The following is an 11,226-nucleotide window of genomic DNA, read 5'->3' as shown; positions in this document are numbered from 1 at the left end:
TTCGATGTCGCGTTCGTGGTTCGAAGCGGCCGCACAGACGCCGTGCCTCGGCGCCCGCCGTACCCAGCGCACCAACGGGGGATGTCCACCGGGCGTACGCCGCGCCTCCAGGCAGGCTGACGGTGGGTGCTGGCAGGGTGGGGCGCATGACCGCCGCCCCCGCCGCCCGCCCGAAGCGCCGCCGCTGGCCGATCGTCCTCGTCGTCGTGCTCGTCGTGCTCGCCGCACTCGTGGTGGTCGCCGAGTTCGTCCTCCGCGGCGTCGTCGACCGGATCATCGCCGACCAGGTCGAGCAGTCGCTCCCCGAGGGCACCACGGGTCAGGTCGAGGCACACGCGGACGGCATCGTCATCCCGCAGCTCATCGGCGGCACGCTGGACGAGGTCGAGATCTCCTCGCGGAAGATCACCGTCGACGGCATCCCGCTCGCCGCCGACGTCACCGTGCACGACGTCCCGGTCGACGGCAAGGGCGACGTCCGCGACCTCGACGGCACCGTGACCCTCGCCTCGAGCAGCGTCTCGGACCTCGCGAAGTACAGCCCGCTGTTCGAGCGACTGAAGCTCGTCGACGGTGGTGTCGAGCTCTCCGGCACGACGGCCGTGCTCGGCTACGACATCACGTACGCCGCGCGCGGGGACGTCGTGACGCAGGACGACGGCAAGGGCGTGACGATCACCCCGAAGAGCGTCCGCATCACCAACTCGTCGCTCGGCCTCAAGGTCGACTCGATCCCCGGCGTCACGAACGTCCCGGTCGAGGTCTGCACCGCACGCTTCCTGCCGTCCCAGTTGTCGGTGCGCGACCTCGACATCACCGCGCGCGACGCGACCGTCCGCGTCACCGCGGACTCCCTGCCGCTCAGCGAGGAAGGGTTGCGGTCGGTCGGGTCCTGCTCGTAACACCGGACGGGAGGCTCCTCCCGGCTCGGTAGGATCGGGTCCCGTGAGCGAGAACCCCCTTGCCCCGCCGCGGCTGCGGTTCCCGACGGACGCCTCCGCGCTGACGGCGCGCATCTGGCCGGCGTCCGCGACCCGGACGGACGACGGCGAGCTCGCCGTGGGCGGGATCACTGCCTCCGACCTCGCACGGCAGTTCGGCACGCCGCTGTACGTGGTCGACGAACGCGATGTGCAGGCGCGGGCCGTCCGCGTGCGGACCGCCTTCTCGGACGCGTTCCGTCGGATCGGCACCCGTGCGCACGTCTACTACGCCGGCAAGGCGTTCCTGACGACCCAGGTGGCCGCGTGGATGGCCGCGGCGGACCTCCGCGTCGACGTCTGCACCGGCGGGGAGCTCGCGGTCGCCCTGGCCGGCGGCGTCGATCCGGGCATGCTCGGCTTCCACGGCAACGACAAGTCCGACGCCGAGATCGCGCGCGCCGTCGAGGTCGGCGTCGGCACGATCGTCCTCGACAGCCACGAGGAGGTGCAGCGCGTCGCCCGAGCCGCCGCCGAGGCCGGTGTCGTGCAGCGCGTCCGCATCCGGATCAACAGCGGCGTGCACGCCTCGACGCACGAGTACCTCGCCACCGCCCGCGAGGACCAGAAGTTCGGCATCCCGCTGACCGAGGCCGAGGAGGCCGCCGCGGCGGTCCGCGCGGAGCCGTCGCTCGCGTTCGTCGGCCTGCACTCGCACATCGGTTCGCAGATCTTCGACGAGTCCGGGTTCCGCGAGGCCGCTCGGCGCCTCATGGACGTGCACGCGGCGCTCGTGGCGACCGGTCCGGTGCCGGAGCTCAACCTCGGTGGGGGATGGGGCATCGACTACACCGAGGCCGACTCGGCGTTCGCGCCCGAGGACGTCGCCGAGGCCCTCGCCGCCATCGTCGCCGAGGCCTGTGCGGAGCGTGGGATCCCGGTGCCCGAGATCGCGGTGGAACCCGGTCGCTACATCGTCGGCCCCGCCGGCATCACGCTGTACTCGATCGGCACGATCAAGCCCGTGACCCTGGAGCTCGACGTGCCTGCGTCCGACGGAGCCGGACCGGTGCTTGCCACCGAGGGCGACGCCCTCCCCGCCGACGAACCGACGTCCCACGCCGCGACCCGCACCTACGTGTCCGTCGACGGCGGCATGAGCGACAACGCCCGGCCGGCGCTGTACGGCGCCGACTACACCGCCCGCCTCGCCCGCAGCTCGGACGCGCCGGCGGTGCTCAGCCGGGTGGTCGGCAAGCACTGCGAGAGCGGCGACGTCGTCGTGCAGGACGAGTACCTGCCGGGGGACGTGCACCGCGGCGACCTCCTCGCCGTCGCTGCGACCGGCGCCTACTGCTGGAGCCTCGCGAGCAACTACAACCACGTGGGTCGTCCGCCGGTCGTCGCCGTTGCGGACGGCACAGCCCGTATCCTCGTCCGGGGCGAGTCGATCGACGACCTGCTCGCCCGTGACACCGGGGTCGTCCCCGCAACCGGCCCCGGCCGGTGACCCGCCCGAACGACAGGAACCACCCCCAGATGATCGAATACCGCAACGTCCGCGTCGCCCTGCTCGGAGCCGGCTCGGTCGGGTCGCAGGTGGCGCGGCTCCTCCTCGAGCACGGCGACGAGCTCGCCTCGCGTGCCGGCGCTGGCCTGGAGCTCGTCGGGATCGCCGTCCGCGACACCGAGGCGGAGCGGGACGTCGACCTGCCGAAGGACCTCTTCACGACCGACGCCGAGTCGCTGATCCTGGGCGCCGACATCGTCGTCGAGCTCATCGGCGGCATCGAGCCCGCGCGGACGCTCGTCCTCCAGGCGCTGCAGTCCGGCGCGGACGTCGTCACGGGCAACAAGGCCCTCCTCGCGACCCACGGCCCGGAGCTCTTCGCGGCCGCCGAGCAGGTCGGCGCGCAGCTCTACTACGAGGCCGCCGTCGCCGGGGCGATCCCGATCATCCGCCCGCTGCACGACTCCCTCGCCGGTGACCGCATCGTGCGCATCATGGGCATCGTCAACGGCACCACCAACTTCATCCTCGACCTGATGGACCGCAAGGGCGCGACCTTCGAGGACGCCCTCGCCACCGCGACCGAGCTCGGGTACGCCGAGGCCGACCCCACCGCCGACGTCGAGGGGTACGACGCCGCGCAGAAGGCCGCGATCCTGGCGTCGCTCGCGTTCCACACCTCGGTGCCGCTCGCCGCCGTGCACCGCGAGGGCATCACGGCGATCACGATCGACCAGGTCCGCGCGGCCCGGAAGGCCGGCTACGTCGTGAAGATCCTCGCGACGGCCGAGCGACTGACCGACGAGGACGGCCGCGAGGGCGTCTCCGCCCGGGTCTACCCGGCCCTCGTGCCGGAGTCGCACCCGCTCGCGAGCGTGCACGGCGCGAAGAACGCCGTCTTCGTCGAGGCGGAGGCCGCCGGCGACCTCATGTTCTACGGCGCCGGAGCAGGCGGCGTCGAGACGGCGTCCGCCGTCCTCGGCGACCTCGTGTCCGCCGCGCGCCGGCACGTCATCGGCGGCCCGGGCGTCGCCGAGTCCACCCAGGCGGACCTGCCCGTGTTCCCGATCGGGACCGTGCGCACCCGCTACCAGATCACGCTCCACGTCGCGGACGCCCCCGGTGTCCTGTCGACGGTCGCGGGCGTGCTCGCCAAGCACGGCGTCAGCGTGGAGACGGTCGAACAGACCAGTGCGCTGCAGACGGACGCTCCCGGTGCCGACCGCACCGGTGCGACCGCGACGCTCGTCATCGGCACCCACCTGGCGCGCGAGTCCGACCTCGCCGACACCGTGGTGGCGCTCCGGAACGAGGACGTCGTCGCCGAGATCACCAGCGTGTTGCGGGTCGCCGGCGCCTGAGCCGCGACCACCCACGCACCCGAACAGCACACCGATACAAAGGGGAGCCTGATGGCCCACCAGTGGCAGGGAGTCCTGCGCGAGTACGCCGACCGTCTCGACGTCACCGAGGCGACGCCCGTCGTCACCCTCGGCGAGGGCGGCACCCCGCTCATCCCGGCGCGACGGCTCTCCGAGCGCACCGGGGCGGACGTCTACGTCAAGTTCGAGGGCATGAACCCGACCGGTTCGTTCAAGGACCGCGGCATGACGATGGCGATCTCGAAGGCCGTCGAGCACGGTGCGAAGGCCGTCATCTGCGCCTCGACCGGCAACACGAGCGCGTCCGCCGCCGCCTACGCCACGCACGCCGGGATCACCGCCGCGGTGCTCGTGCCCGAGGGCAAGATCGCCATGGGCAAGCTCAGCCAGGCGATCGCACACGACGGGCAGCTGCTCCAGGTGCAGGGCAACTTCGACGACTGTCTCGACATCGCGCGCGACCTCGCGGCGAACTACCCGGTGCACCTCGTCAACTCGGTGAACAACGACCGCATCGAGGGCCAGAAGACCGCTGCGTTCGAGGTCGTCGACGTCCTCGGCGACGCGCCGGACTTCCACTTCCTGCCCGTCGGCAACGCGGGCAACTACACGGCGTACTCCCGCGGCTACCGCGAGGACGTCGCCGCGGGTCGTTCGTCGAAGCTCCCGCGCATGTTCGGCTTCCAGGCAGCCGGCTCGGCACCGATCGTCCGCGGCGAGGTCGTCCCGAAGCCCGAGACGATCGCGTCCGCCATCCGCATCGGCAACCCGGCCTCGTGGCAGTACGCCCTCGACGCGCGTGCGGAGACCGACGGGTACTTCGGCGCGATCTCCGACGAGGCGATCCTCGCTGCGCACCACATCCTGTCCGCCGAGGTCGGCGTGTTCGTCGAGCCGGCCTCCGCGATCGGTGTCGCCGGGCTGCTGGAGCGCGCGGACGCCGGTGTCGTCGGCAAGGGTGCGAAGGTCGTCATCACGGTGACCGGCCACGGCCTGAAGGACCCGCAGTGGGCCCTCCGCACCGAGGACGGCGGCGAGGTGCAGCCCACGGTCGTGCCGGTCGACACGAAGTCCGTCGCCGACGTGCTCGGACTGGTCGGCGCCGAGTGAGCACGCACCGCTCGTCCGGACCGGGGGAGGGCACGACCGCCCAGCACGCTGTACCGGCCGGACGGGTGGTGCGCGTCCGGGTGCCGGCGACCTCGGCGAACCTCGGCCCGGGCTTCGACTCGCTCGGGCTCGCGCTGTCGCTGTACGACGAGGTGACGGTGCGCGTCCGGCCGGAGTCCGGCGCGACCGTGACGGTCGAGGGCGTCGGTGCCGGTGAAGTCGCCACGGACGAGTCGAACCTCGTCGTGCAGGCAGTCCGTCGAGGGCTCGCTGCCGGAGGCGTGACCGAGCAGCCCGGGCTCGAGCTGCACGCGGTCAACGCCATCCCGCACGGCCGCGGCATGGGGTCCTCCGCCGCGGCGATCGTCGCCGGGCTCATGGCGGCTCGCGGGCTCCTCGACGGGGTCGTCGACCTCGACGCCTCGACGCTCCTGACGCTCGCCACGGAGATGGAGGGTCACCCCGACAACGTCGCGCCGGCGCTCTTCGGCGGCCTCACCATCGCGTGGATGACCGCGGACGGGCCGGCCTACAAGCGGCTCCTCGTGCACCGCGGCGTCTCGCCGGTGGTCTTCGTGCCAACGTCGACCCTGTCGACCAAGCTCGCACGGTCCCTGCAGCCCGCGAGTGTGCCGCACGAGGACGCGGCGTTCAACGTGTCGCGGTCGGCGCTCCTCGTCGCGGCGCTCATCCAGAGCCCCGAACTGCTCCTCGCCGCCACGGAGGACCGCCTCCACCAGGCGTACCGCGCGAGTGCCATGCCCGAGACCGACGCGCTCATCGGACTCCTGCGGCAGCACGGGCTCGCGGCCGTCGTCTCGGGGGCCGGCCCGAGCCTCCTCGTCCTCGGCAGCGATCCGGCGCAGCGCCTCACCGCGGCGGACCTCGTGGCGCGACACGCGGAATCGGACTGGCGACCGCTCATGCTGGCCGTGGACCTGGGTGGTGCTACAGTGGCAGCGCACTCGGCGCTCCAAGCCGATCTCGCATAGGCAGCAGGAACGATCCTCGCCGGTGCAGGGTCCGGTGCGCGGGGGCACTCTCTTTCTGATCACCGTTTCCCGATCCGTCGTCTGAGCGACGGTCGGTGCACCCCTGTGCACCCGGGGCGGTGGAAACTCTCCGCGTTCTGCGGTTCGAAAGGAAACACCGACCTTGACGAACGTCAACGACTCCACCCCGGTGGAGATCCCCAGCGACCTGCGCGCCCTCCGGCTCCCGGAGCTCCAGCGCATCGCTTCCTCCCTCGGCATCACCGGCCTGTCGAAGATGCGCAAGGGCGACCTCATCGCCACCATCGAGGACAAGCGCCCCGCGACGGCCGAGACCCCGGTCGCCGAGCAGCCGACGCTGACCGAGCCCGCCGCCGAGCAGCCGGCAGCCGAGCAGCCGGCAACCGAGCAGCCGGCAACCGAACAGCCGGCACCCGCGCCGTCCGCGGCGCAGGAGCCGGCCTCCCAGCAGCAGCCTGCGCAGGACGCGACCTCGGGCGCCGCCACCGGCGCCGAGGCGACCGAGCAGCCGAGCGGCAACCGCGCGCGTCGCTCGCGTCGTGCCTCCTCGGCGGGCACCGTGAACGCGGCGCCGACGTCGGCGGCAGAGCACCAGAACCACGGCCACACCGGCACCGAGGACCTCCTCGCCGGCCTCGACCAGGTCCGTGCCGAGAAGGACGCTCAGGAAGCGGCGCAGGCTGCCGGCCAGCGCCGCGGGCGCGGCCAGCAGCAGGACGGCCAGCAGCAGGGCGGCCAGGAGGCCCAGGGCGACGCCGCCTCGCAAACGGGCGAGCAGGGCAGCGAGTCCGGCGACGGCGACCAGCAGGGTGAGGGCGGTTCGCGTCGCGGACGCCGCAGCCGCGGGCGTGGTCGTGGGCGTGGCCAGAACGGCGAGAACGGCGAGCAGAACGGCCAGGGCGGCAACGGCCAGGCCGGGAACGGCCAGGCCGGGAACGGCCAGGGCGGCAACGACCAGCAGGGCCAGCAGAAGCAGGACGACCAGAACGGTCAGCAGAAGCAGGGCCAGCAGAACGGCCAGCAGAAGCAGAACGACCAGAACGGCCAGCAGAAGCAGGGCCAGCAGAAGCAGAACACCCAGAACGGTCCGCAGCAGGACGCGCAGGAGGGCGAGGGCCGCAGCCGTCGTCAGCGTGACCGCAAGCGCGGTCGTGGCGGCCAGCAGGACGACCTCGAGCCGGAGGTCACGGAGGACGACGTCCTCATCCCGATCGCGGGCATCCTCGACGTCCTCGACAACTACGCCTTCGTGCGGACGACCGGCTACCTGCCCGGCCCGAGCGACGTCTACGTCTCGCTCGGCCAGGTGAAGAAGTACCACCTCCGCAAGGGCGACGCGATCGTCGGTTCGATCAAGCAGCCCCAGGGCGGCGAGCAGCAGAGCCGGCAGAAGTACAACGCCCTCGTCAAGGTCGACACCGTCAACGGCCAGACCGCGGACGAGGCTGCTGCCCGCAAGGACTTCTCCGACCTCACGCCGCTGTACCCGAACGAGCGTCTGCGTCTCGAGACCGAGCCGCAGAAGCTGTCGACGCGGATCATCGACCTCGTGTCGCCGATCGGCAAGGGCCAGCGCGGCCTCATCGTGTCGCCGCCGAAGGCCGGCAAGACCGTCGTGCTGCAGGCCATCGCCAACGCGATCGCGAAGAACAACCCCGAGGCGCACCTCATGGTCGTGCTCGTCGACGAGCGGCCCGAAGAGGTCACCGACATGCAGCGCTCGGTGAAGGGCGAGGTCATCGCCTCGACCTTCGACCGTCCGGCGGAGGACCACACCACGGTCGCCGAGCTCGCCATCGAGCGTGCCAAGCGCCTCGTGGAGCTCGGTCACGACGTCGTCGTGCTGCTCGACTCGATCACGCGCCTCGGCCGCGCCTACAACCTGGCGACGCCGGCCTCCGGTCGCGTGCTGTCCGGTGGTGTCGACTCGGCTGCGCTGTACCCGCCGAAGCGCTTCTTCGGCGCGGCGCGCAACATCGAGGACGGCGGCTCGCTGACCATCCTCGCGACCGCGCTCGTCGAGACCGGCTCCAAGATGGACGAGGTCATCTTCGAGGAGTTCAAGGGCACCGGCAACATGGAGCTCCGCCTCAACCGCCACCTCGCGGACAAGCGGATCTTCCCGGCCGTCGACGTCAACGCCTCCGGCACCCGTCGCGAGGAGCAGCTGCTCTCCGCGGACGAGGTCAAGATCACGTGGCGCCTGCGCCGGGCCCTCGCGGGGCTCGACCCCCAGCAGGCCCTCGAGATCGTGCTGCGGAACCTCAAGGAGACGCAGTCGAACGTCGAGTTCCTGGTCCAGGTGCAGAAGTCGGTCCCCACGACCGGCGGGCACCACAACGGCCACCAGGAGTAACCGGTGTTCGAGTCGGTAGCGGGGCTGCTGGCGGAACACGAGGACCTGACGCAGCAGCTGTCGGACCCCGCGCTCCACGCCGATCCGGCCCGTGCGAAGAAGGTGAACCGGCGGTACGCCGAGCTCAGCCAGATCAAGTCCGCGTACGAGTCCTGGCAGGCGGCGGGGGACGACCTCGCCGCCGCCCGGGAACTCGCCCGTGAGGACGAGGCCTTCGCGGACGAGGTGCCCGCGCTCGAGGAGCAGCTGCAGGAACGCCAGGAACGCCTGCGTCGCCTGCTCATCCCGCGCGACCCCGACGACGGCCGTGACGTCATCATGGAGATCAAGGGCGGTGAGGGCGGCGAGGAGTCCGCGCTCTTCGCGGCCGACCTCCTGCGCATGTACTCGCACTACGCGGAGACGAAGGGCTGGAAGGTCGAGCTGCTCGAGCGCACCGAGTCCGACCTCGGCGGCTACAAGGACGTGCAGGTCGCGATCAAGTCGAACGCGACGGACCCGTCCCAGGGCGTCTGGGCACACCTGAAGTACGAGGGCGGCGTGCACCGCGTGCAGCGGGTGCCGGCGACCGAGTCGCAGGGGCGGATCCACACGTCCACCACGGGCGTGCTGGTGTTCCCCGAGGTCGACGAACCCGAAGAGGTCCAGATCAACCAGAACGACCTCAAGATCGACGTGTACCGGTCCTCCGGCCCCGGCGGTCAGTCGGTCAACACCACCGACTCCGCGGTCCGCATCACGCACCTGCCCACGGGCATCACGGTGGCGATGCAGAACGAGAAGTCGCAGCTGCAGAACCGCGAGGCCGGCATGCGCGTCCTCCGTGCACGCATCCTCGCGAAGCAGCAGGAGGAGCTCGACGCCATCGCCTCGGACGCGCGCAAGTCGCAGATCCGCGGCATGGACCGTTCCGAGCGCATCCGTACGTACAACTTCCCGGAGAACCGCATCGCGGACCACCGCACCGGGTACAAGGCGTACGACCTCGACCGCGTGATGAACGGTGCACTCGAGCCCGTCATCCAGTCCGCCATCCAGGCGGACGAGGAGGCGCGCCTGGCCGCCATCGGCGACCAGGACGCGTGAGCGACCTCCCCTCGGGCGGACGGGAGGCGCAACCCGCCTCCGACGGACCCGTCACGTTCGCCGCGGACCGGCTCCTCCGGGAGTCGGCCGCGGCGCTCGGTGCGGCCGGTGTCCCGACCCCGCAGGTCGACGCCGAGCTCCTGCTCGCCTGGGCGACGGACACCTCGCGCGGTGCCGTCCAGGCCCGTGCGCTGACCGGGGGAGCGATCGCGTCGGAGCACGTCGAGCGCTTCCGTCACGCCATCGCCCGACGGACCACCCGAGAGCCGCTGCAGCACATCACGGGCGAGGCGCACTTCCGTGCCCTCACGCTCGCGGTGGGACCGGGCGTGTTCGTGCCGCGACCAGAGACCGAGGGCGTCGTGCAGTTCGGCATCGACGCGCTCCGCGCCACCGCGCTGCCCGCGCCGGTGGCCGTCGACCTCGGCTCCGGCAGTGGGGCGATCGCGATCGCGATGGACACCGAGGTGCCGAACGCGGTCGTGTACGCGGTCGAACGCTCGACCGGGGCGCTGCCGTGGACCCGTCGCAACGTCGAGGCCCACGGCGGGACGGTCCGGCTCGTCGAGGGCGACCTCGCCGACGCGCTGCCCGAGCTCGACGGCACGGTCTCCGTCGTCGTGTCGAACCCGCCCTACGTCCCCGACGACATGGTGCCGGTCGACCCCGAGGTCCGGGACCACGACCCGTCGCTCGCGCTGTACGGGGGAGCGGACGGCCTCGACGCCGTCCGAGCCCTCACCGAGACCGCCTGGCGCCTCCTCGTGCCGGGCGGCCTCCTCGTCGTCGAGCACGCGGAGCAGCAGGGCGCCGACGTCCGGGCAGTCCTCGCCGCACGCGGGTTCCGCTCGCCGGAGACGCACGTCGACCTGACCGGCCGCGACCGCACCACGACGGCCACCCGCTGACGCGACCCGTGGGGCGGAGCCGAGCCGTACCTCCCGGCCGGTCGTCCCGCGTGTGCCTGGCGGGCCGGGCATGCGCGGCGGGACCCCGCGTGCCTGGCAGGACTGGGCGTGGCTGGTGAATTCGGGCGTGGCTGGTGGATTCGGGCGTGCTTGGCGGGACCGGGCGTGGCTGGTGGATTCGGGCGTGCCTGGTGGTGCGGGATGACCCGGTACGCCCGTTTCCACTTCCCATTGCAACCTCTATGGGAAGGAACAGGCGCGATGCACCGCCTCGATCAGGCGACGGGGGAGGCCTCGCGCTGCTGCGCGACGAAGGCGCGGACCGCCTCGCGGAGGTCGGTGTGCTCCTCGACCAGGACGGCGTGGATGCCGACGCTCCGCGCGCCCTCGACGTTGACCGGCATGTCGTCGGCGAAGAAGGTGCGCTCGGCCGGGACACCGTGGTGCTCGAGCGCCCGGAGGAAGACCTCGGGCTCGGGCTTGCGGGCACCGAAGTTGCTCGTCGTGTCGAGGTGGTCGCCGAAGACCGCCGCGAGCGAGGGCACCCACCGCGCGATCCACCGACCGGCGAGCGGACCGTTGTTCGTCAGCAGGCCGACGCGCCCGTGCTGCGCCGCGATCCGGACCGCCTCGACCCGCTCGGGCAGCTCCGTCATCGCCGCGCCGCGGAACCGCGCCCACTCGGACTCCGGGACGTCACAACCCATCGCGTCCTCGAACGCGGCGAGGTAGGCGTCCCCGTCGGGCCAGTGGCCGGCCTCGGCCCGCGCCTCGTTCCCGCAGTCCCACCAGCGACGGCGGAGCTCGGTGAAGTCGTGTCCGGTGAAGGCCGCGAGGGCCTCCATCCGCACGCGCCAGTCGTAGTGCACGAGGACCTCGTCCATGTCGAAGAGGAACAGGAGCGGGGGCGCGGTGGTCTCGTTCACGATGTCGTCCATTGT

The 11,226-nt window shown here is 72.0% G+C and carries 9 protein-coding genes; 8 read left to right on the top strand and 1 reads right to left on the bottom strand.

What is annotated here, in order from left to right; translation table 11 throughout:
- Window positions 1-146 precede the first annotated feature (146 nt).
- The 8 genes from NS184_RS06570 to prmC all read left to right on the top strand — a co-directional run bounded on the left by NS184_RS06570 (window position 147) and on the right by prmC (window position 10,285).
- A complete protein-coding gene (locus NS184_RS06570; RefSeq protein ID WP_058725332.1) occupies window positions 147-902 on the top strand; it encodes an LmeA family phospholipid-binding protein in 756 nt (251 codons plus the stop codon).
- A gap of 43 nt (window positions 903-945) precedes the next feature.
- A complete protein-coding gene (locus tag NS184_RS06565; protein ID WP_058725331.1) occupies window positions 946-2,430 on the top strand; it encodes a diaminopimelate decarboxylase family protein in 1,485 nt (494 codons plus the stop codon).
- A 29-nt stretch (window positions 2,431-2,459) separates the two neighbouring features.
- On the top strand, window positions 2,460-3,791 hold the full coding sequence (locus tag NS184_RS06560; RefSeq protein WP_058725330.1) for a homoserine dehydrogenase: 1,332 nt from the start codon (window positions 2,460-2,462) through the stop codon (window positions 3,789-3,791).
- A gap of 51 nt (window positions 3,792-3,842) precedes the next feature.
- A complete protein-coding gene (thrC, locus tag NS184_RS06555) occupies window positions 3,843-4,922 on the top strand; it encodes a threonine synthase (protein ID WP_058725329.1) in 1,080 nt (359 codons plus the stop codon).
- Between the two features lie 65 nt (window positions 4,923-4,987).
- Complete coding sequence (thrB, locus tag NS184_RS06550) at window positions 4,988-5,914, top strand: homoserine kinase (RefSeq protein WP_058725335.1); 927 nt, start codon at window positions 4,988-4,990, stop codon at window positions 5,912-5,914.
- A gap of 163 nt (window positions 5,915-6,077) precedes the next feature.
- Window positions 6,078-8,291, top strand: a complete 2,214-nt coding sequence (gene rho / locus NS184_RS06545; RefSeq protein ID WP_058725328.1) for a transcription termination factor Rho — start codon at window positions 6,078-6,080, stop codon at window positions 8,289-8,291.
- A 3-nt stretch (window positions 8,292-8,294) separates the two neighbouring features.
- Complete coding sequence (prfA, locus tag NS184_RS06540; RefSeq protein ID WP_058725327.1) at window positions 8,295-9,377, top strand: peptide chain release factor 1; 1,083 nt, start codon at window positions 8,295-8,297, stop codon at window positions 9,375-9,377.
- Window positions 9,374-10,285, top strand: coding sequence for a peptide chain release factor N(5)-glutamine methyltransferase (gene prmC / locus NS184_RS06535; RefSeq protein ID WP_058725326.1), 912 nt, complete (start codon window positions 9,374-9,376; stop codon window positions 10,283-10,285). Before prfA ends, prmC begins: the two co-directional genes overlap by 4 nt.
- Before the next feature lie 275 nt (window positions 10,286-10,560).
- Here the strand turns inward: prmC and NS184_RS06530 are convergent, their stop codons facing one another.
- Window positions 10,561-11,223: an HAD-IA family hydrolase gene (locus NS184_RS06530; RefSeq protein WP_058725325.1), complete on the bottom strand. Its 663-nt coding sequence runs from the start codon at window positions 11,221-11,223 to the stop codon at window positions 10,561-10,563.
- Window positions 11,224-11,226 lie beyond the last annotated feature (3 nt).

Origin of the sequence: Curtobacterium luteum (genome assembly GCF_001475545.1) — a bacterium.
Taxonomy (GTDB): Bacteria; Actinomycetota; Actinomycetes; order Actinomycetales; family Microbacteriaceae; genus Curtobacterium; species Curtobacterium luteum_A.
Note: the sequence above shows the minus strand (reverse complement) of the source record. Positions and strands in the feature narration are given on the sequence as shown.

Excerpts from the sequence above, each read along its gene's own strand:
- NS184_RS06570 (WP_058725332.1), top strand. The coding sequence starts at position 147 with ATGACCGCCGCCCCCGCCGCCCGCCCGAAGCGCCGCCGCTGGCCGATC.
- NS184_RS06560 (WP_058725330.1), top strand. The coding sequence starts at position 2,460 with ATGATCGAATACCGCAACGTCCGCGTCGCCCTGCTCGGAGCCGGCTCG.
- thrC (WP_058725329.1), top strand. The coding sequence starts at position 3,843 with ATGGCCCACCAGTGGCAGGGAGTCCTGCGCGAGTACGCCGACCGTCTC.
- NS184_RS06530 (WP_058725325.1), bottom strand. The coding sequence starts at position 11,223 with ATGGACGACATCGTGAACGAGACCACCGCGCCCCCGCTCCTGTTCCTC.